Origin of the sequence: Janthinobacterium sp. MP5059B, assembly GCF_001758645.1 — a bacterium.
Taxonomy (GTDB): Bacteria; Pseudomonadota; Gammaproteobacteria; order Burkholderiales; family Burkholderiaceae_D; genus Janthinobacterium; species Janthinobacterium lividum.
The window spans coordinates 47,373-68,916 of record NZ_LRHX01000020.1 but is presented as its reverse complement, the minus strand read 5'-3'; the positions used below and the strand labels follow the sequence as shown (position 1 = coordinate 68,916).

The following is a 21,544-nucleotide window of genomic DNA, read 5'->3' as shown; positions in this document are numbered from 1 at the left end:
GGCAAATTCCGGCCCTCATGCTATCCTTGGGTAAAGCAGTAATTTGAATTGACAACACGGAGGCACTATGAATCAGAACATGCAACGCACCTTTGACCTGTCGGGGGGCATGCAGCAAGTCCGCCATCAGGTCTTGCGCAACACTTACTGGCTGCTGGCGCTGTCCATGATCCCGACCGTGCTGGGCGCCTTCATTGGCGTGCAGATGCATTTGCCGATGCTGACCGGCGGCATGGGTTTCATCATCTTCATGGCCGTCGCTTTCGGCTTCATGTACGCGATTGAGAAGACCAAGAACTCGGGCCTCGGCGTCGCCGTCCTGCTCGGCTTTACCTTCTTCATGGGCCTGATGCTCACGCCTATCCTGACGCGCACGCTCGGCTACTCGAATGGCGGCATGCTGATCATGACGGCATTCGGCGGCACGGCCACCATCCTGGCCGTGATGGCCACGATCGCCACGGTTTCGAAGCGCGACTTCTCGGCCATGGGCAAATGGCTGTTCGCCGGCGTGATCGTGCTGATCCTGGCATCGGTAGCGAACATTTTCCTGGGCCTGTCGGCACTGTCGATCGTGATCTCCATGGTCGCCATCGCCATCTTCTCGGCCTACATCCTGTATGACGTGCAGCAAATCATCAACGGCGGCGAGACCAACTACATCTCGGCCACCCTGCGCATCTACCTGGACGTGTACAACATCTTCACCAGCCTGTTGTCCCTGCTGGGCTTCGCCGGCGGCAGCCGCGACTAAGCGCTAACGCAAAAACGCCCAGGGCGGCGTTGCAGTGCCTCGCCGTACTAGTCGTACTGTCTTCGGCACCGCGCCTTGCCCTGAACGTTTTATGCGCTGCGCTTATGCGCATTAAAAATGAAAGCCGACCCTCGGGTCGGCTTTTTTACGTCTGTCGCACCTATTTGCCCCTCTCCGCCACCTCCAGCAGGCAGGCGCGGGCGCGGTCCAGGGTCGGGTTGTCGCGCTGGGCCGCGTAGACGGCGTAGGCGGAATGCGAGAATTCGGGCGCGTCGCGCACGCGGAACAAGAGCCCCGCATCGAGATAGGGTTGCGCGCTGCCGATGCGAAAGTAACTGGTACCGCCCACGTCCAGCAGATACACGAGGGCCAGCGGCCCCAGCGAGATCGAGACGGGCGGGCTGCTCAGCTCCGGGTAGGCCGCCTGGTGATTGGCCGCGAAGCTGGGGCCCCAGTCCACATACACATACGTGTCGGCATGCATCTGCCCATCAGCGCGCGTGGTCACCATCACCAGCTTTTCCTCGGCCAGCAATTCGCTGGCCAGGCCCGGGCGCTGCGGCGGGTTGTACAGCACGGCCAGGTCCAGCGAGCCGTCATGCACCGCGTCGAGCAGGCGCGCGGGGCTGTCGACTTCCGCGCGCAAGGCGATCTGGGGACAGTCGCGGCTCATGCGTATCAGCCAGTCGCCGAGCAGCGGCTGCCACAGGCTCAGCTCGCAGCCGATGCTGACGGCGTCGTCGCGCCCCGGCGGCAAGGCCACCTGGTGGCGCGCCCGCTCCCACACCTGCACCATGGTGGCCGCATGGCGCATGAAGCGCTCGCCGGCCGACGTCAGGCGCGCGCCCGCCTTGTTGCGCACGAACAGCTGGCGCCCCAGTTGCTGCTCCAGCGAGCGGATGCGGGCGCTGACGGCCGTCTGCGTCACGTGCATGCGTTCAGCGGCCATGATGAAACTGCCGCAGGACGCCACTTCCAGGAAAGTACGCGCTTGATTGATATCCATCAATCCATCATATCAGTTGCCGCACATCTCAACTGACACGCTCGTAGCCGCCCAGCACGCCCTGCTTGGCCAGCACCCATTGCCACAGCTGCAGGTCGCGCGCGCGGAAGGCGCCGGCGCAGGACAGCAGATAGTAGGACCACATGCGGTGGAAGCGCTCGCCCAGCTGGGCGGCAAAGCGCGGCCACGCCTGCTCGAAATTCGCATGCCAGGCCATCAGGGTCTTGTCGTAGTCGGCGCCGAAGTTATGCAAGTCCTCGGCCACGAACAGATCATCGATGGCGTCGCCGATCTGGCCGAGCGACGGCAAGTCGCCATTCGGGAAGATGTATTTGTCGATCCACGGATCGCACGTGGAATGGCGCTTGTTCTTGCCGATCGTGTGCAGCAGGAACAGACCGTCGTCTTCCAGGCAGCGGTGCGCCACTTCCATGAAGGTGCGGTGGTTCTTGCGCCCCACGTGCTCGAACATGCCGATGCTGACGATGCGGTCGAATTTTTCATCCGTGTCGCGGTAGTCCTGCAGGCGGAAGTCCAGGTGCTCGCCACCCGGCATGCCGCGCGCATACGCTGCCTGCTCCTTCGAGATCGTCACGCCCACGCACCGCACCTGGTATTTCTCCGCCGCATAGCGCATGAAGCTGCCCCAGCCGCAACCGATATCGAGCACGCGCATGCCCGGTTCCAGGCGCAGCTTGCGGCAGATCAGATCGAGCTTGGCTTCCTGCGCCTCGGCCAGGTTGCCGGCATCCTTCCAGTAGCCGCAGGTATACGTCATGCGCGGATCGAGCATGGCCGCATAGAAGGCATTGCCCAGGTCGTAGTGCTCCTTGCCCACCATCCAGGCGCGGCGCTCCGTCTGCAGGTTGAACAGGCGCGCAGTCAGCGCATGGAAGGCCAGACGCATGGGGCGCACGTCGTCGGCCACTCTGGCGCGCAGCAAATGGCAAAAGAATTCATCAAGCTGGTTCGCGTCCCAGTCGCCATCCATGTACGCTTCGCCGAGGCCCAGGTTGCCGCTGGCGAAGGCGCGCTCCGGTACGCCCGGTTTGCGCAGCTGCATGTCCCAGGCGGCGCGGCCATTCAAATGGATGTCGGCCTTCGCCAGCAATTCGGCCGCTTCGCGCGTCAGCCGCGTGTCCAGCGTGACTTTCGATGTGTGCTGCAACTGCATAGATGCTTGTGTCGTGTGCTGCGTGTTCATGCCCTGCCGCCTCCAGATGGTTGTCGGTGCTGGCGCGCCGGCAAGTCCACTCCGCGGCCCGGCGCCGCGCCAGCCATAAAATTATCCGCCCGCCATCGCCATCTGGATAATGAAACATCATGGCCATTCATATCAAAATATTTGCTGTGAAATGATTTGAATCAATTTTTTCATGGAAATATTTTTTGCACGAAACGCTCTGAAGCATGAAAAAAGCCGCCTGTACGGCGGCTGTTCGCGGCAGCTTAGCCCCACGATCAAAAGTCGTGATTCGGCGGATACTTGCTGTAAAAATCGTTATCCCATTTGAAGTTGGTAAACGCCACCGTCATCGATATGTCGAGCGCTTCGACGAAATGCCAGCAGCCGACGGGCAGGAACAGTATCTCGCCCGGCGCCAGCACGCATTCGCGCACCTGCACGTCCGCCATCAGCGGATAGCGCTGCAGGTCGATATCGCGCCCGTCGACGGGCGTAAAACAGTGGCGCTGGTTGTACACCCGCGCCACCTCGCAGGCGGCCATGATGCGCAGCCGCTTGCGCCCTTGTACCTGCGCCATGAAGTTGTTCGTCAGGTCGTGGTGGAATGGCGTCACCGTGCCGGCCGGGCCAAACCATAAAAAACCCGTGGGGCCGCCACTCTGCTCCAGGTATTCGGGCAGCTGGCCGATATCGTCCCACAGCTCGCGCAGCGCCTGCCGGTTCTGCGAATTGTTATTCGCCGTCATGTAGAAATCGTTGGTCGCGCCGCTGCCCTCGACCAGACTGGCGTACTCGCCAAACGCCATCTTGCGCTTGTGGGCCACGCTGTTCATTTCGTACTGCGCATCCGCCTCGCGGCCGAACTGCACTTCCACTTCGCGCTGCGCGTAATGCTCGCGGAAATAGGCCGGGCTCCACTTGGCCATGGCGGGCCAGTCGTCCATCATGCCCGTGATGATCACGGGCTGGTTGGTGGAATAGAACTCCGTCAGGAACTCGTGCGCCGTCAGTTTCTCGCGGCGGGGAATCTCGGGTGGACGCAACTGGTTCAGCTTGCGCTGGATGTCGATCACCCAGTCGCGCTTGGCCAGCCGGTTCGACAGGCGCACGGCGCCGGCCAGGTAGGGACTCTGCAGCGCCAGCTCCACTTCGCGGCGCGCCAGGGGCTCCGTAATGCCCGCCTTTTGCAGCACCGGCATCAGCGCCGACGGGTGGCTGCCCAGCATGAGGTTTTCCGCGATCCAGCTGCGCCATTCGCGGCTCAGCTCCTGTTCCGGCTGCTGTTCTTTCTGCTTGATTCCGAATGTCGATACCGCCGCCATCGCCCGTCTCCTGTTTTTTATGTGAACAAGCGGCCGGGCAGCGTATGCCGCCCGGCCGCCTCCTACTCTAGCGCAGTATTACCGCACCTTCCACACCTCGGTTGCCAGCACGCCATTCGCGTCGCCATCGAGTTCCCACGAGAACGCGCCACGCAAGCCCTGGTCCTTCACATATTTCACCTTGGTGCCGATGACGGTCGGGTCATCATAGCTCCACCACTGGCCGCCCGCCCCCGTGTACAGGTACAGCTGCTTGGTCACGGGATGGTAGTAGCGCGTGCCAGCCTTGGCCACGAGGATTTTATAGTCCTCGATGCCCGACTCGTACGTGCCCGGCGCCGTGCCCGTGGCCGCCTGGTACAGGCCATCGCCATTCGGCCCCGGCGCCACGCCCGTCCAGCCGCGGCCATAGAACGGTATGCCCAGCAGCAGCTTGTCGCGCGGCACGCCGGCGGCAATCATGTACTGCACCGCCTTGTCACCCACGTATTCACGCGCCATGCCCGTCGACGGATCGGCAGGGTCGGCAAACAGCTGGGCGTTGAAGTTGGTGCTGTTTTCCCAGCCGCCGTGGAAGTCGTAGGTCATCAGGTTGATCCAATCCATGTACTGCGAGTACAGGGCCGGCTCCGTGTTGTCGATCTTGTCCTTGCCGGCACCGACAGCGGCCGTCAACAGGTAGCGCTTGCCGTTGGCTGCACCGAGCGCATCGAGCTGGCTGCGGAATTCCGCCATCAGCAAGGTGAAGTTGCGCTTGTCGTTGGGGCTGACAGTGTTGTACGGCTGGCCGCCGCCGACCGGATATTCCCAGTCGATGTCGATGCCGTCAAAGATGTTGGCCGCCGCGCCCACGCCACCGCGACCGCCCTGCACCGGCAGGTTACCCTTGATGTAGATATCGATGCAGGAACGCACCATCTGCTTGCGCAGCGCATCGGTGGCCGAACCGACGGAGAAGTTCTTCGACCAGCTCCAGCCGCCCAGCGAGATGAACAATTTCAGGTTCGGGTGCGCCGCCTTGAGTTTTCTCAGCTGCAGGAAGTTGCCCGACAACGGTGCATCCCAAGGAATCGCCTGGCCATCGACGGTGCGCTTCGGCGTGCGGATGTAGTCGGCCTCGGCATCGCCGCCCGTGCCCGCGTCCGGCGAATTCGGATTCGTCGCACCCGGCTCCGTCTTGGTGATCATGGCGCATTCATAGCCGCCGTTTTTCGGATAGATGTTGCCGAAGGCATAGTTGATGAAAGTCAGCTTGTCGGCCACGCCACTCGTGTGCACGTTCGCCACTTCATAGTCGCGGCCATACACGCCCCACTGCGCAAAATAGGAGCCGACTTCGCGGCCCGTTGGCGTTGGGGTAGGTGTTGGAGTTGGAGTCGGCGTCGGTGTCGGCGTCGGTGTCGGCGTTGGTGTCGGTGTTGGAGTAGGCGTCGGGGTTGGAGTAGGTGTCGGTGTCGGTGTCGGCGTGGTACTGCAGATCTCCAGACTGGTCCACGGCTTGCCCGTGCCGGCGGCGCCGCTGCTGGTCGACGGATTGTCGCCCTGCGTCCAGTAGTTGGCGCGGTAATTCGTGCCCGCATAACTGACGGTGGCGCCCGCGCTGTAAGCCGTGCCGGCCACCCACGCCAGCGCGCAGGTGCCGCCGGTTGGCGTTGGTGTCGGAGTGGGCGTCGGGTTCGGCGTAGGCGCCGGTGTCGGGGTTGGCGTGGGAGTTGGAGTCGGCGTTGGGGTGGGAGTCGGCGTGGTGCCACCGTCGCAGGTGCCGCCGGCACTCCACAGGCTCGGCGTGGAAACGGGATTCCAACCCGAGCCCACGTGATCCGTCTGCGTCACCAGGGCCGTGTAGTTGGCGCCCAGGTAGGTGACCACCGTGCCCGCGTTATACGTGCCGCCCTCTTGCCACGGCACGCAAGCGACCACGGTACTGGCCGCCAGCAATTGCGACCCAGCCGGCGCGCCGGCGTCACCGCCACCACCGCCGCATGCCGCCAGCACGCCACCGCTGGCCAGACATACCATCATGTTCCTGATCGTTTTTTTGAGTATTAAATTTTCCACGTTGTCTCCTGTTCAGGTTTGCGGAAATACCACTTTGCTTCAATGAAGAGCTACCCTGTGATTTTGTTTTTTGCAGTTGCAAGAACAGCATGCTGCTGAAAAAATAGGCGGTCAAGTGGTTTTGAAGTGGCCTCGAAGTGGGCAATACCACTTTGCGCAAGAAGCGCAGCGGCGGAGGCAAATGGCGTGTTGTCCTACTGGACAATGAAAAAACGGCAGAGGAAGGATGTAAAAAGACGCTGGATCGGGAAAAGACAGACCAGTTTTATAACACGCTGTAAGTGGTATTGGGGGAGCTCGCGGCGCCGCTGAACGCGGCAGCGGCGGGTGCCTGCCTGGCCACCCGCCGCGCGGCACTACTTATTGAGGCAAATCAAAGACCGCCATCGATTCCACGTGGGAAGTATGCGGGAACATGTTCACCACGCCCGCCTTGCTCAGCACATAACCGGCTTCCAGCGCCAGGATGCCGGCGTCACGCGCCAGGGTGGACGGGCTGCACGACACATACACGATGCGTTTCGGCAGCAGGTCCGGACGCACTTGCGACAGGCCGACCAGTGCCTGGCACAGGGCCATGGCGCCATCGCGCGGCGGGTCGACGAGGATGCGGTCGAACTTGCCCAGCGCGATCAGGTCGTCCGTCGTCACTTCGAACAGGTTGCGCGTCGAGAACGAGGTTTTTTCCGCCAGGCCATTGGCCAGCGCGTTTTCCAGCGCCCGCTCCGTCAGGGTGGTACTGCCTTCGATACCAACCACCTCGCTGCCCTGCGTGGCCAGCGGCAAGGTGAAATTGCCCAGGCCGCAGAACAGGTCGGCCACGCGGTCTGTCGGCTGCACTTCCAGCAAACGCAAGGCTTTCGACACCAGCACGCGATTGATGTGGTGGTTCACCTGCGTGAAATCGACGGGCTTGAACGGCATCTTGACGCCGAATTCCGGCAGCAGGTAATGCAATTGCTTGTCCAGCGGATAGAACGGCACGGCCGTTTCCGGGCCCTTGACTTGCAGCCACCATTGCACGCCGTACTCGTCGGCAAAGGCCTTCAGTTTCGTTTCATCGTCCGCCGTCAACGGCGCCATGATGCGCAAGACCATGGCGGTCACGTCTTCGCCCACGGCCAGTTCGATCTGCGGCATCTGGTCGAAGATCGACAGCGAAGCAATCAATCCGCGCAGCGGCAGCAGCATGGCCGAGATGTGTGGCGGCAAGATCTCGCAGCTATCCATGTCGGCCACGAAAGCCGATTTCTTTTCATGGAAGCCCACCAGCACGGCGTCCTTCTTCTTGACGTGGCGCACGGACAGGCGCGCGCGGTAGCGGTAGCCCCAGGTCGGGCCATACATGGGGCGCATGATGCTTTGCGGACGCACCTTGCCGATATGCCACAAGTTGTCTTCCAGCACGCGCTGCTTGATCGCCACCTGCGCCGACGGCTCCAGATGCTGCATCGAGCAGCCGCCGCAATTGTCGAAATGCTTGCACTTGGGCGTCACGCGCATCGACGATTCGCGGTGCAGCGCCGTCATGCGGGCCATTTCCCAGTTCTTCTTTTTCTTGAACGTCACAAAGCTGACGCGCTCGCCCGGCAATGCGCCTTCGACAAACACAACCTTGCCCGGCGAGCCGTCTTCGTTCTCAATATGGCCAACGCCACGGGCGTCCATGTCGAGCGATTTGATTTCGATGATATTTTCTTGCATAGCGATCAATAGGTAAGAGTGGGCCAGGACGCAGGGCCGCGCTGGAACTTGAAAGAATGGGGAAAGGTCAGGCGCCGCGAGCGGGGCGTATGATAGCAGATCGCGACAGGCAAAAGCCGCTCAAGCCCGCACCGGGCAGCAAGCCTGAGAAAATGCGCAGGGCAAGGCGCGTGGCCGAAGACAGTACGACAGTACGGCGAGGCCATGCAACGCCGCCATGGGCGTTTTATCAGACTTGCTACAGTAAGGAGTCGCGCACGACGCCGCGTGCCGCCATAGCCCGTTTGAGCTTGATCAAGGCCTCTTGCTGGATCTGGCGCACGCGTTCGCGCGTCACGCCCATTTCCTCGGCCAGGGTTTCCAGGGTGGCAGGATCGTCGTTGTCGAGGCCGAAACGGCGCATGATGACCACGCGCTGCTTGTCGGGCAGCTTGGTCAGCCAGTCGCGCACCAGCACCGTCATTTCATGGTGCTCCGCGCGCGCGTCAGGACCGTCTTCGCTGGCGCCGGGCAACATGTCCATCAGCGACGATTGCGGGTCGTTGTCGAGCGGCGCGTCGAGCGAAGTGGCGTGCTCGGACAGGGCCAGGATATCCTGCACCTCTTCCACTGGTCGGCCCACCAGGTGGGCGATGTCTTCCGCCGTGGCATCCTTGCCATCGTGGTGCTGGGCTTCCAGGTGGTACTTGCCGCGCAGAATTTGATTCAGTTCGCGCACCATGTGCACGGGCAGGCGCACCGTGCGCGCCTGGTTCATGATGGCGCGCTCGATGCTCTGGCGTATCCACCAGGTGGCGTAGGTGGAAAAACGGAAACCGCGCTCGGGCTCGAACTTGTCGATGGCCCGCATCAGGCCGATGTTGCCCTCCTCGATCATGTCGAGCAACACCACGCCGCGGTTGATGTAATGCTTGGCGATCGACACGACCAGGCGCAGGTTGTGCTCGATCATGGTTTGCCGGGCTTCGAAATTGCCCTGCTTGGCGAGGGTGGCGTAATGCACCTCTTGCGCCGCCGTCAGCAGGGGCCGCGTGCCGATCTGGTTCAGATAGTGCTGCGTGGTATCGGTCGACAGCTCGGCCGCCAGCACTTTTTTCAGTTCATCGACACTTTCAACCAGCACGCTGACGCTGGCCACCTCGCCGCCCTCGCCCGCGTCGACGGCGTCAATGCCGTCGAGTTCGCCGACATCGTCCGTCACGACTTCGTCTGCCCCTTCTTCCGGGGGTTCCGGGTCATCGTCCAGCTGATCGTGCGGCGCGTGTGTCATTGCTTTACCTAACGGTTAGGCAGGAATTTCGAAGGGTCGACAGGCTTGCCCTGCTGGCGGATTTCAAAGTGCAGCTTCACGCGGTCGGCATCGGAATCGCCCATTTCGGCGATGGCCTGGCCTTTGTTGACGTTCTGCCCTTCCTTCACCAGGATGCTGCGGTTATGCGCATACGCCGACAATAAACTATTACTGTGCTTCACGATGACAAGATTACCATAACCACGGATTCCGCTCCCGGCATACATGACTTTTCCCGCGCCGGCGGCCACCACCTGCTGGCCCGCCTTGCCGGCGATATCCACGCCCTTGTTCTTGCCTTCGTCGAAAGTGCCGATGACCTTGCCTTCGGAAGGCCACATCCAGCTGATTTTCTCGTCGCCGGGCGCCGATGCCGCAGGGGCTGCCGCGGCGGCGGCCGGTGCGGTGGCGACGGCTGCCGCCGGCGCTGGCGCTGGCGCAGGCTTGACGTCGCTGCTGCCGCCATCGGCGCGCAATTCGGCCAGGGTGGCGTCGGAATACGCGCGCTTCTCGCCGCGCGGACCCGTTTTCTTCGGCACGACAGGCGCGGCCGGCTTGACTTCCGTCACTGGCGGCATGACGATGGCCGACGTTTGCGCGCCGCCCGTGTCGCCATTTGGCGGCAACACGCGCAGCACCTGGTCGACCTTGATGTCGTTCGGGTTGCTCAAGTCATTCCAGGCCACCAGGTCGCGGTAATTCTGCCCGTGCTCGAGGGCGATACGCAACAGGGTGTCGCCACGCTTGACCGTGTAATAAGCCGGGTCGCGGTCGCGCGGATCGCTGGCTGCGGCGCTGCTGCTCGATGGCTGGCGCTCCACGACGGGCGCCTGGACGCCCGTGGTGCCGCAACCGCTCAACAGCGCGGCCAAGGTGATGCTACATAGAAGTATGTTACTTTTCTTAATCATTCGCATGTAATTGTATGTCCTGCTTGCTAGCTGATCCGGGGATCATATGGTGCCCGGGCGCAAAGGTACGAAATGGCAATCTTCCAGGGTTTGGCTAGTCCATTCCATTTTCCCCACCCGGGTAATGAGTTGTAAGTGTTGCAATTTAGCCCCCACCGGCGCAACCAGACGCCCGCCGGGCGCCAGCTGTTCCAGCAGGGCTTGCGGGACTTCCAGGCCGGCTGCGGCAAGGATGATCCCGTCGAAGGGCGCCGCCTGCGGCAGGCCAAGCATACCATCTCCGTACTGCAAGCGCAGATTTGACACGCGCAGCGGACGCAGATTGGCCTTCGCCAGCTCATGCAGGGGCCGGATGCGCTCGATCGAATACACCTCTTTCGCCACCAGCGACAGCACTGCCGCCTGGTAGCCGCAGCCCGTGCCGATTTCCAGCACGCGCTGCAGGCTGCCGCCTTGGCGCATCACTTCGATCATGCGCGCCACGATGTACGGCTGCGAAATGGTCTGGTGGTGGCCGATGGGCAAGGAGGCGTCGATATACGCCTGCGACGCCAGCGCCTCGTCCATGAACATGTGGCGCGGCACGGCTTGCAGGGCGTCGAGCACCACCTGGTCCTTGACGCCCTGCTTCGCCACGCGGGCTACCATGGCCCGGCGCACGGCCTCCGAGACGAGCGGGTTTTGTCGCGGCGGCGATACCACCGCAGGCTGCGCCCGCTCATTGGCGATGGCCTGGGCGCGCGACGGCGCGATGGCCGCATGCGTGCCGTACGGCTGCGCCACGCCCCGCGCCGCGTTTTGCGCCGCATTCTGCGTGGCCGTCTGCGGCGTGGCGATCCTGGACTGGGCCAGCGACTGTCCCCCGCCCTGCCTGGCGGGCTTGCCGGCCAGCGAATCGAGGGTAAGGGGAAAGGTACGCGGCTTATCGGTCATAGTGAGCGCTCATGCTAGGCCTTTTGCCAGTGCATCGAGTTGGGTGGTATGGGTCAGGTCGATCTGCAGCGGCGTGATCGATACTTGTCCATGCTCAACGGCATGGAAGTCCGTGCCCGGACCGCCTTCCTTGGCCGCGCCGGCAGGACCGATCCAGAAGATTTCACGGCCACGAGGGTCGAGCGCGCGGATCACGGGCTCGGCCGAATGGCGCTTGCCCAGGCGCGTGGCCACCAGGCCTTGCATTTGCTCGTAAGGGATGGCCGGGATATTCACATTCAGCAGATACGGTTTCTGCAGGGCGTCAAACTGGCGCTCGACGATTTCCCTGGCCACGCGGGCGGCCGCGTCCAGGTTGGCCCAGCCGAACTGCGACTGGGAAAAGGCGATGGCGGGAATGCCGAACAGATAGCCTTCCGTGGCGGCCGCCACGGTACCCGAATACAGGGTGTCGTCGCCCATGTTGGGGCCGTTGTTGATGCCGGATACCACCAGGTCGGGGCGCTCGATGAGCATGCCCGTCAGCGCCACGTGCACGCAATCGGTGGGCGTGCCGTTGACGAAGTAAAAGCCGTTGACGGCCTTGTGCACGGACAGGGGCCGGTCCAGGGACAGCGAATTGGATGCGCCCGAACGGTTGCTGTCGGGCGCCACCACGACGATGTCGGCAATGTGTGCGAGCGCGTCGGCCAAGGCCGCCAGGCCTGGCGCCAGGTAACCGTCGTCGTTACTGATAAGAATTCTCATAACGGGATTTTACCCGAAGCGATGCCAACACTGCGCATGCCGCACGCCGATAGACAGCATTATTTGTGCTGCCGCGCGGACATGGCGCGCCGCATCAGCGCTGCTCGATGCGCGCTTCCGACAACGCCCCTTCCAGCGCCTGCACTTCATCTTCCTGCAAGGCCAGCAAGGCATTCAGGTCGCCTTGCAATTTGTACATTCTTTTCAGCTGCGCCATGCCGCGCCTGCGCAGCTTGCCAGGTACGCCCGGGCGCAGCAGGCAGGACTTCAGATGTTCGGCCAGTTCGCCCGCCTGCGCATACTGTTCGCGTTCTATCATGCCTTGCAACATCGAGATCATGCTGGCCAGGGTATCCGGCTCGGCCCCTTCGTGCCCGTTGGCGCGGCCGGCCAGGATGGTTTCCTGCAAATGCCGCGCACCGTCCAGCACGCTGTCCGCATGCCCCGTGACGGGCGCGTTCAAGAGCCGGTCGCTGCCGCTGAGCACGGCGTCTTCCAGCAGGCGCGCGGCCGCGCTGTCACCCTGCTGCTGCAGGGTGCCGGCCAATTGTGTCTTGCTGTGCAAGGTATCGAGGTGGTCTTCGCCCAGCAGGCGCGCATGCACTTCCAGCACCTGCTCCTGCACGCTGCGCGCCGCATCGAGTTCACCGCGCCGCAGCAGCGCCTCGGCCAGCTTGCGCTGGCTCATCAGGGTTTCCGGATGGTCGAGCCCGCGCGTGCGCTCGCGCGCCGCCACCTGGTCTTCATGCAACTGGCGCGCGCCGGCCCAGTCACCCTGCCCGGCCACGATATCGGCCAGCAAATCGCGCGTGGCCAGGGTGGCCGCATGGTCGCTGCCCAGGCGCCGCTCCTGCGCCTGCAGCACGGCAGCGAACAGGCGCCGCGCCCCTTCCAGGTCGCCTTCGCGCCCCAAGGCCTGCGCCAGGGCCAGCTTGCTGCGCAAGGTATCGCCATGCTCGGCGCCAAACAGGCGCTCGCGCGCCGCCACCACCGTGGACAGCACTTGCTGCGCCTGCGCCAGCCGGCCCATGCGCAGCAAGGTGGCGGCGCGGCCATCCATCGCTTCCAGGGTCAGCGGATGCTCGCCGCCCAGCTGGCGCGCATGGCTTGCCAGCACGGCATCCTGCAGCAGCAGCGCCGCCGCCAGCTCCCCCTGCAGCAACAGGGTTTTCGCCAGGCAGGCGCGGGCAGCCAAGGTGTCGGGATGCTCGCTGCCCAGCACGCGCTCGCGCACGTCGAGCACGTCTTCTTCCAAGAAGCGGGCTTCATCGAGTTTGCCCAGCTGGCGCAGCAGGCGCGCCATGCCGCTCTTGCAGGACAGGCTGTCGGGATGCTCCTCGCCCAGCAGGCGCACGCGGATCTCGACGCTCTGGCGGAAGGCGTCGAGCGCCTGCCCGCTGCGTCCATCCTTGCGGTACAGCTCGCCCAGACGGGCCAGGTCGCGCGCCAGCGGCAGGGCCACGGCGCGGCCCGGTTCGGCCAGCAAGGCCTGGCGCGCTTCGCTGATGGCCCCCAGCAAGGCGATTTCACGGCTCGATTGCCAGGGGAAGTAGCCGCCCGTCAGCCAGTGCAAAAAAGCCTCGAAGGTGCGCGTGAGGGAAAAGCGGTCGCCGCCCTGGTCGATGCGCACGGCCAACTGCTCGCCGTAGGCAAAGGTTTTCGTCTGCTGCAGCTGGACTTCGTCGAAATAGCTGTCGAGGGCGATCTGCGGCAAGCCGTAGGAAGCGCGCAGCAGGCGCTCGAACATGGGCTGGAAGCCGGCGATGCCCTTGTGCGCGTCGCCGCGGCGCCACTCGGCGCGCTGCGCGCCATCGCCCATTTCTATGCGCGAGGGCAAGGGGTACACGAGCAGCGGACGCTGTTCGTCTTCATGGCTGCGGCGGTACTCGATGGCCCGCGTGACGAGCGCATCGACGCCTTCCAGGCTTTGCCGGTTCGGCGTGAAGACCACCACCAGCTTTTTCGGCAGCAAGGTGGTGCAGATGCCGGCGCTGTCCGTGCGCCCCGTGCGCGAATCGACCAGCACATAGCGGAAATGCTGGGCCAGGGTGTCGGCGAAGCAGCGGAACAGGGCCGGGCACGTGTCGAACAGCTGATCCCAGCGCATCTGCGCCAGGCGCTCGCTGTAGCTGGCGTCGAAGCGTCCCGCGCGCATCAGGTACAGCGGGCTGCCCTGGTCGACGCGCACCACGTACTGCTGCCAGTCGATGGCGTCGAGCACGCGCTGGGCCAGCGCCGCATCCTCGCGCCCCCCATCTTCACGCCCCCTGGCCTGCCCGCCGGCGCGTCCGCCCGCCGTTTCCAGGCTGATGCGCTCAAGCTGCTGGCGACACGCTTCGAAGAACTCGAGCACGCCCGGCCGCTCCTCGTGCTGCTCGAAATAATGGTGCAGGCCCGGCGCTTCCATGTCCCAGTCCAGCATCAGCACGGGCACGCTGGCGTTCTCACGGCGCGCCAGCAGGACGGCGATGTTCGACAGGGCCATGGTGCGGCCGGTACCGCCCTTGTAGGAATAGAAGGTGACGACTTCGCCAGGGGCGCTCAAAGGCGGCAGGGAGAGGCGTTGGCATTCCATGACAGGACCTTTTACGTGATTAACGCGGAAAGTGGGGAGGCGGAATGGCGCGCCATTCCGGTGGAATATCGGGCAACACGAAACGGCTGCAATCGTGGCCGGGCGGTGTTGACCGCTTGAGCAAGTGGTAATGCGTGGCGATGCGCTGCACGATGCGTTCGATATCGGGCAGGTATTGCGGATTCGATTTCAGGTCGCCGCTGGCCAGGGTGTAGCCGGAAAAATCGACATACAGGCCCGACTCCGTGATTTGCGGCGGCAAGCCGTCCGGATGGCGCGTCATGATGATGGGGATGATCAAGTGGCTAGGCAGTTCATACCAGGCGCGCCGCTCCTGTTCGATCAGCTGCATGGCGGCAAATTCGCGCCGCGTATAGCCGTGCGCTTCATATTTGGGCGTGTACAGCACGATCATGCAGACGCTCTGGCACATGGCGCGCGCCACGCGCAGGTCGATATCGTCGCCGCCACCCAGCTGCTCGCTGTCGATGAACAGGACTTCCTCGCGGTCCAGGTGCGGCTCCAGATAGCACGCCAGCGCCTCGATGAGGTCATTCTTGAACTTGTTCATGAACGCATACTGGCCGTGCGCGTAGCTCAAGAAACAGCCGTAGCGGATCTCCATGGCATCCCCCTGTTCCCCGTGCGGCCTGCCATCGCCGCGCCTTGATCCTGCAAGGCATGAGCTCACTGTAGACCGCTCGGCAACAAGCCTGTTTGCGCTGGCACAAAGATGTGTCTGGCGTCCTGGACATGAAGAAAAAAGCCAGAAACTGGCGTGATCGCGCCGATTTCTGGCATGCCAGGCGCGCAAGGCGGCGCCGCGCATAAAACGCTACTCGCTTGATAACAAAGGGAAATACGCCGGCGCGCGGACGGCGCCGGCAAGCCGGGCTTAAGCGCCCTTGGCGGGCAGGCTGCGGAAGAACTCCACCACTTCGGCGGTGTCGCGCGTGCGCTTGAACGGCGGCAGGCTTTGCCAGATGCGCTTGCCGTACGGCTTGGAAATGAGGCGCGGATCGCAGATCATCAGCACGCCACGGTCGCCCTCGTCGCGGATCAGACGGCCCGCGCCCTGCTTCAGGTTGATGATGGCCTCCGGCAGCGAGTGGTGCATGAAACCATTCTTGCCCTGCTTTTCCATCACTTCGATGCGCGCGGCCAGCACGGGATCGTCGGGCGGCGCGAACGGCAGCTTATCGATGATCACCAGGGATAAGGCATCGCCGCGCACGTCGACGCCTTCCCAGAAGCTCTGGCTACCGATCAGCACGCCATTGCCGGCCGCGCGGAACTGGTCCAGCAATTCCGTGCGGCCCTTTTCTCCCTGTACGAACAGGGGGAAGTTCAGACCGCGCTGCTTGAATTCATCGGCCAGGCGCTCGGCGGCCCGCTTGACGGCGCGCAAGGTGGTGCACAGGAAGAAGGTGCGCCCGCCCGCCGCCTCAATGATGGGCAGGGCGCAGTCGATGACGGCATCCGTGTAGCCCAGCGAGTTCGGTTGCGGCAGGTTTTGCGGCACGAACAGCAAGCCTTGCTGGCCATAGTCGAACGGACTCGGCCACGTGTGCGACGGTTCGCCCGTCAAACCCATCTGTTCGGAAAAATGCTTGAAATCGTTTTTCACGGCCAGGGTGGCGGACGTGAAAATCCAGCTGCGCGGCGTGCCTTCGCGCTGGTTGTTGAAGATCGGCGCGATCGACAATGGCGTTTTATGCAACTGCAAGGAACTGGAAAACGCTTCCACCCAGAACACGGCTTCTTCGCCGGCCGCTACCTTGGCCTTCGGATCGAACTTCCAGCCGCTCAGCTGCTGCGCCAGTTCGACGCCGCGCACGCGACACTGCTCCAGGGTTTCCGCCCGTTCCGCCTGGGTTTCCAGCACGGCCACCATGCCGTCAAGCTCATCCTTGAGGGTGTCGAGCGCGGGGAAGAAATCGCTCGACGGGGCGATCTGCGGCAGGGACAGGCGCACGATATCCTGCGGGAAGGTCAAACGCAGGTCGCGCGCCGCCTTTTCCACCACCGTGACCGTCTTGGCCCAGTCGATGCCGCGCGCATGCGCCAACCCTTCGGCCAGCACGTCGCGGCACAGTTCCAGGATTTGCGAAGTCGACACCGTGTTACCAAAGAATAAAGTGGCCGTATCGGGCAGCTGGTGCGCCTCATCGAAGATGATGGTGTTGGCCGATGGCAGCAATTCCGCCACGCCCGTGTCCTTCAGGGCCACGTCGGCAAAGAACAGGTGATGGTTGACCACCACCACGTCGGCCTGCTGGGCTTCCTTGCGGGCCTTCATGACGAAACAATCCTGGTAATACTGGCACTCGGCGCCCATGCAGGTGTCGCGCGTGGACGTCACCAGATTCCAGATCATGGCGTTTTCCGGCACCTTGGTCAGTTCCGCCTTGTCGCCCGAGCTGGTCATCTTGATGAAGCGCGAGATTTCGCGCAGATGGCCCACGTCGTCGCGCGACGTCATGCGGCCGTTTTGCAGGGTGCGTTCCAGGTGGTAATGGCAGACGTAGTTCGAGCGGCCTTTCAGCAAGGCGACGGAAACGGGCGCCTGCAGCGCGGCGCGCACGGTGGGTATATCGCGCAGGAACAATTGATCCTGCAAGTTCTTGGTACCGGTGGATACAATGGTCTTGCCGCCCCACATCAGGGCCGGCACCAGGTAGGCAAAGGTCTTGCCGGTGCCCGTGCCTGCCTCGGCGATCAGGGTCGTCTGGCTGTCGATGGCGCTGGCGATGGCTTTCGCCATCTCCGTTTGCGAACGGCGCGGCTTGTAGCTGCCCACCGCCGGACCGAGCGGGCCGCCGGCGCCAAACAGGCGCTCGATGTCGGCATCATGCTTGCCAGGCGCCGCCTGGGGTTCGGCTGGCAGACTGACTGGCAGATCGGCAGGCTGGCCATCTGGACTTGCGGGCAATAAATTGTGATCGGTCAAAATATACTTAGGTGAAGGCTGGACTGGACGCTACTGGCGCCCCTCAGGCGGGAACGTCGGGCACCAACTGCATTTTCAGCAAGGTGATGTGATCCTTCAATTGCAATTTGCGCTTTTTCAGGCGGCGCAGCTGCAGCTCGTCATGGTGGCCATCGAGTATCAGCAACTCGATGACGGCATCGAGGTCGCGGTGTTCCACGTTGAGTTCAATCAGGCGCCGCTCTATTTGCTGTGCATCGCTCATGTGTTGCGTTCCAGGCAGTGTTGGTAACAGTAATGGGAAACCGGCGCGCGCAGCGTACACAGGCAGCCATAGTGCGTAGTTTAACCTGCCGCGCGCGTTAGGGCACGCCATTTCCGGCATGCCCCCTGCGCGGCAGGTCTTATTTGGCAGGCGGCACAGGCACAGCCACGGCCGGCGTGCTGGCAGCGGCGGCAGCCGCCTTGGCAGCCTTGGCCTGCGCTTCGGCCTGACGCTCGGCCAGGCGTTGCGCCACGCGTTTCTGGCGTGCCACGGCATCCGCCTGTTTTTTCGCATACTGCGCTTCACGGGCCGCGCGGCGCGGCGCTTCGGCGGCATCGGCGGCGGCCTGTTTCGCCATCTTCGCCGCGTGCTCGGCTTCGCGCTCGGCCACGCTCTTGCCTTGCGCCTTCGGTGGCGCCGGCTCGGGTGCGACCACTTTCACGGGCTTGGGCACGGCCGCGGCGCGCTGCTCGGCATCGAGGCGCGCACTTTCCTGCGTCCGGGCCAGGTCGATATCGCGCAGGCGCACGGATTCGGCCCGCTTGAAGTAATTCGCTTCCGCGTCGACGGCACGCAGGCGCACGAGGATCAGGCGACGCTTTTCCTTGGCCTGGTCCAGGCAGTTATTCACGAAAAACTTGTTGTAGCACTCGAGTTCGCGCGCGGCAAACTCATTTTCCGCCGCCTCGCGCTCGCTGGCCGACTGCTTCAGCTTGGCGTCCGCTTCTTCCACCGACAAGGTGGCGGGCACCTGCGGCGCGCCGACCTCATCCAATGCTGCGCTACCCTGATGCGCGCAGGCGGACAACGCCAGGGCAAGGCCCAGCGCCGCGCCCAGCTTGTATAGTGTATTTGCCATCATGTTCCTTATCCCTGCCTCAAACGATCGCGTCGGCCGCGCCGCGCTGTTCTTTTTCCATGTATTCGCGCGATTGCATCTCGATGATACGCGAAACGGTGCGGTGAAACTCATTGGCCAGCATGCCGTTCGTGTACAGCTCGTCAGGCGGCACTTCGGCTGACATGATCAGCTTGACCTTCTGGTCATAAAACACGTCGATCAGCCACGTAAAGCGGCGCGCTTCGGACGACTGCGCCGCCGACATGGCCGGTATGCCGGACAATATCACCGTATGAAAGCGGCTGGCGATTTCCAGATAATCATTTTGCGAGCGGGGACCGCCGCACAGGGTGGCGAAATCGAACCAGATGATGCCGCCGGCGCGGCGCAGGCAATGGATTTCGCGGCTCTCGATGCGGATGCGCGCGTCTTCATCGGCCGTCTCGGCGATGCGTGTGTAAGCGTCGCGCAGGGCTTTGTCGGTGTCCGCGCCGAGCGGCGTGTAGTAGCTTTCCACCTGCTCCAGCGCGCGGCCGCGGTAATCGACGCCGGCGTCCACGTTCATCACGTCGAGCTTGTCCTTGAGCAGCGCGATGGTCGGCAGCATGCGGTCACGGTGCAAGCCATCCGGATACAGCAGGTCCGGGTCGTAATTCGAAGTCATGATGAAGGACACGCCATTGGCGAACAGGGCCGACAGCAGGTTGTACAGGATCATCGCGTCGGCGATGTCGGAGACGTGGAATTCATCGAAACAGATCAAACGGTATTTCTTGGCGATGCGCTTGGCCACCTCGTCGAGCGGGTCGGCCACGCCTTTCAATTCATCGAGCTGCTGGTGCACGCCGCGCATGAATTCGTGGAAGTGCAGGCGCGTCTTGCGCACCAGGGGCACGACCGAGTAAAAACTGTCCATCAGGAACGATTTGCCGCGCCCCACCCCACCCCACATATACACGCCTTTCGGCACGGCAGGACGGTTCAGCAGGCGCTTGAAGGTGCTCGAGCGCTGGCCCTTGTAGGCCACCCACTCGTCATAGCACAGCTGCAGGCGGTCGACCGCGCGCCGCTGGGCGGCATCGGCCTTGAAATCACGCTTCTGCAGCGCGTGCTGGTAAAACTCTTCTACGTTCATGGGATTCGCTTTAACGCACAAGGGCGCCGGCGGAAAAAATCCGCGAGCGCCCCTGTAGGACTAACTACAATTAAAAGTTCAACGTGCGCTTGTCAACCGCCAGTGCCGCTTCCTTGGTCGCTTCCGACAGGGATGGGTGCGCGTGGCAGATGCGCGCGATGTCTTCGGCCGAGGCCTTGAATTCCATCGCCACGACGGCTTCGGAAATCAGCTCGGACGCCATCGGGCCGACGATGTGCACGCCGAGGATTTCATCGGTCGTCGCATCGGCCAGGAATTTCACCATGCCCGAGGTGTCGCCCAGCGCGCGCGCACGGCCGTTGGCCATGAACGGGAAGGTGCCAGCCTTGTAGGCAATGCCTTCGGCCTTCAGGGTTTGCTCGGTCTTGCCGACCCACGCGATTTCCGGCGAGGTGTAGATCACCCAGGGAATCGTGTTGAAGTTGGTGTGGCCATGCTGGCCGGCGATACGCTCGGCCACGGCAACGCCTTCCTCTTCCGCCTTGTGCGCCAGCATCGGGCCGCGCACGACGTCGCCCACCGCCCATACGTTCGGCAGGTTGGTCTTGCAGTCGCCGTCGACGGCGATGAAGCCGCGCTCGTCCAGCTGCAGGCCGACCTTGTCGGCACCCAGGCCATTCGTGTTCGGCGTGCGGCCGATCGAGATGATCAGTTTGTCGAACACGGCTTTTTGCGCTTCGCCCTTGGCGTCCACGAATTCCACGGTGACGTCTTTCTTGCCCGGCGTAATCGCACCGATCTTGCAACCGAGGTTGATCTTCAAGCCTTGCTTGGTGAACAGCTTCGACGCTTCCTTGGCGATCTGCTCGTCAACGGCGCCCAGGAAGACCGGCAGGCCTTCCAGCACGGTGACGTCGGAACCCAGGCGGCGCCATACGCTGCCCATTTCCAGGCCGATCACGCCGGCGCCGATGACGCCCAGCTTGGCTGGAACGGCGTCGATGGCCAGTGCGCCCGTGTTCGACAGGATCAGTTTCTCGTCGAATGGTGCGCCCGGCAGTTCGCGCGCGTTCGAACCCGTGGCGATGACCACGTGCTTGGCCGTCAGGGTTTCGTTGGCTTCGCCCGTCACGCTGATCTCATACGCGCCAGCGGCGGCGGCAGCGAAAGCGGCGCGGCCGTGGAAGAAGGCGATCTTGTTCTTCTTGAACAGGTACAGGATGCCGTCGTTGTTTTGCTTGACGACGGTGTCCTTGCGCTTGAGCATCTGGCCCAGGTTCAGCTTCAGGCCGGCGACATCGATGCCGTGCTCGGCGAAGCTGTGGCCCGCGTGTTCGAAATGCTCGGACGATTGCAGCAGCGCTTTCGACGGGATGCAGCCGACGTTGGTGCAGGTACCGCCAGGAGCGGCGCCGCCCTTGGCGTTCGACCACTCGTCGACGCAGGCGACGGAAAAGCCCAGCTGCGCTGCGCGGATGGCGGCGATGTAGCCGCCAGGGCCCGCACCGATGACAACTACGTCAAATTGTTTAGTACTCATGTTTTGTTATTCCAATCTCTTCGTCTGGTACGAAAATCCACAATAGAAGGTAAATCACCACGCCGAAGCCGAAGGTCAATGTAAACAGGACGAAGACGAGGCGCCAGATCCACGCTTCCATGCCGGAAGCGCGGCCCAGGCCGCCGCAGACGCCGCCAAGCCAGCGGTCGTTGCGCGAACGGCGCAGGCGGTTGAATTCCTGCACCAGGTCGTTCGCCGGGCCGGCCGCCGCATCGGCGCCGGCGCCGGACGTGCTGTCCGGCTTGTCCAGGTTGATATTGCTCAGGAGCTTGGCTTTCGCTTGCGCAAATTCCGCGTCGCTCAGGGCACCTGCCAGGTGCAACTCGTGCAGACGCTTGATTTCTTCAGAGACGTTCATGGGAATC

General features: G+C 63.3%; 18 protein-coding genes. 1 reads left to right on the top strand and 17 read right to left on the bottom strand.

The window, feature by feature from the left end; translation table 11 throughout:
• Window positions 1-67 precede the first annotated feature (67 nt).
• A complete protein-coding gene (locus tag JAB1_RS24190) occupies window positions 68-754 on the top strand; it encodes a Bax inhibitor-1/YccA family protein (protein ID WP_034752039.1) in 687 nt (228 codons plus the stop codon).
• A 160-nt stretch (window positions 755-914) separates the two neighbouring features.
• On the opposite strand, the gene JAB1_RS24185 is transcribed toward JAB1_RS24190, so the two are convergent.
• The 17 genes from JAB1_RS24185 to JAB1_RS24105 form a co-directional block, all read right to left on the bottom strand.
• On the bottom strand, window positions 915-1,760 hold the full coding sequence (locus tag JAB1_RS24185; RefSeq protein ID WP_070282093.1) for a LysR family transcriptional regulator: 846 nt from the start codon (window positions 1,758-1,760) through the stop codon (window positions 915-917).
• Between the two features lie 28 nt (window positions 1,761-1,788).
• The gene (gene cfa, locus JAB1_RS24180) at window positions 1,789-2,934 is read right to left on the bottom strand and encodes a cyclopropane fatty acyl phospholipid synthase (RefSeq protein ID WP_139144675.1); all 1,146 of its coding nucleotides are present in this window, start codon (window positions 2,932-2,934) and stop codon (window positions 1,789-1,791) included.
• A 287-nt stretch (window positions 2,935-3,221) separates the two neighbouring features.
• On the bottom strand, window positions 3,222-4,268 hold the full coding sequence (locus JAB1_RS24175; protein WP_080753777.1) for a cupin-like domain-containing protein: 1,047 nt from the start codon (window positions 4,266-4,268) through the stop codon (window positions 3,222-3,224).
• A 78-nt stretch (window positions 4,269-4,346) separates the two neighbouring features.
• The gene (locus JAB1_RS24170) at window positions 4,347-6,290 is read right to left on the bottom strand and encodes a glycosyl hydrolase family 18 protein (protein ID WP_275527777.1); all 1,944 of its coding nucleotides are present in this window, start codon (window positions 6,288-6,290) and stop codon (window positions 4,347-4,349) included.
• Window positions 6,291-6,686: 396 nt separating this feature from the next.
• Window positions 6,687-8,030: a 23S rRNA (uracil(1939)-C(5))-methyltransferase RlmD gene (rlmD, locus tag JAB1_RS24165; RefSeq protein ID WP_070282092.1), complete on the bottom strand. Its 1,344-nt coding sequence runs from the start codon at window positions 8,028-8,030 to the stop codon at window positions 6,687-6,689.
• Between the two features lie 238 nt (window positions 8,031-8,268).
• On the bottom strand, window positions 8,269-9,300 hold the full coding sequence (rpoS, locus tag JAB1_RS24160) for an RNA polymerase sigma factor RpoS (protein ID WP_070282091.1): 1,032 nt from the start codon (window positions 9,298-9,300) through the stop codon (window positions 8,269-8,271).
• An 8-nt stretch (window positions 9,301-9,308) separates the two neighbouring features.
• Window positions 9,309-10,232, bottom strand: coding sequence for a peptidoglycan DD-metalloendopeptidase family protein (locus tag JAB1_RS24155; protein ID WP_070282090.1), 924 nt, complete (start codon window positions 10,230-10,232; stop codon window positions 9,309-9,311).
• 42 nt (window positions 10,233-10,274) lie between these two features.
• On the bottom strand, window positions 10,275-11,165 hold the full coding sequence (locus JAB1_RS24150; RefSeq protein ID WP_034789070.1) for a protein-L-isoaspartate(D-aspartate) O-methyltransferase: 891 nt from the start codon (window positions 11,163-11,165) through the stop codon (window positions 10,275-10,277).
• A gap of 9 nt (window positions 11,166-11,174) precedes the next feature.
• Window positions 11,175-11,912: a 5'/3'-nucleotidase SurE gene (surE, locus tag JAB1_RS24145; protein WP_070282089.1), complete on the bottom strand. Its 738-nt coding sequence runs from the start codon at window positions 11,910-11,912 to the stop codon at window positions 11,175-11,177.
• 94 nt (window positions 11,913-12,006) lie between these two features.
• Window positions 12,007-14,487, bottom strand: a complete 2,481-nt coding sequence (locus JAB1_RS24140) for a tetratricopeptide repeat protein (protein WP_175445116.1) — start codon at window positions 14,485-14,487, stop codon at window positions 12,007-12,009.
• Window positions 14,488-14,506: 19 nt separating this feature from the next.
• Window positions 14,507-15,112, bottom strand: coding sequence for a toll/interleukin-1 receptor domain-containing protein (locus JAB1_RS24135; RefSeq protein ID WP_034752049.1), 606 nt, complete (start codon window positions 15,110-15,112; stop codon window positions 14,507-14,509).
• Window positions 15,113-15,382: 270 nt separating this feature from the next.
• Entirely contained in the window at window positions 15,383-17,329 is a 1,947-nt protein-coding gene (locus tag JAB1_RS24130; protein ID WP_230522201.1) for an ATP-dependent DNA helicase, read from the bottom strand.
• Between the two features lie 151 nt (window positions 17,330-17,480).
• Window positions 17,481-17,681 (bottom strand): DUF465 domain-containing protein, encoded by a 201-nt coding sequence (locus JAB1_RS24125; RefSeq protein WP_034752051.1) that lies wholly within the window; start codon window positions 17,679-17,681, stop codon window positions 17,481-17,483.
• A 139-nt stretch (window positions 17,682-17,820) separates the two neighbouring features.
• The gene (locus tag JAB1_RS24120) at window positions 17,821-18,540 is read right to left on the bottom strand and encodes a hypothetical protein (RefSeq protein WP_225317386.1); all 720 of its coding nucleotides are present in this window, start codon (window positions 18,538-18,540) and stop codon (window positions 17,821-17,823) included.
• Window positions 18,541-18,559: 19 nt separating this feature from the next.
• On the bottom strand, window positions 18,560-19,657 hold the full coding sequence (zapE, locus tag JAB1_RS24115; RefSeq protein ID WP_034789077.1) for a cell division protein ZapE: 1,098 nt from the start codon (window positions 19,655-19,657) through the stop codon (window positions 18,560-18,562).
• Between the two features lie 70 nt (window positions 19,658-19,727).
• A complete protein-coding gene (gene lpdA / locus JAB1_RS24110) occupies window positions 19,728-21,158 on the bottom strand; it encodes a dihydrolipoyl dehydrogenase (RefSeq protein ID WP_070282088.1) in 1,431 nt (476 codons plus the stop codon).
• A complete protein-coding gene (locus JAB1_RS24105) occupies window positions 21,148-21,537 on the bottom strand; it encodes a PspC domain-containing protein (RefSeq protein ID WP_070282087.1) in 390 nt (129 codons plus the stop codon). The genes lpdA and JAB1_RS24105 overlap by 11 nt, the downstream gene beginning before the upstream one ends.
• Window positions 21,538-21,544: the final 7 nt, after the last annotated feature.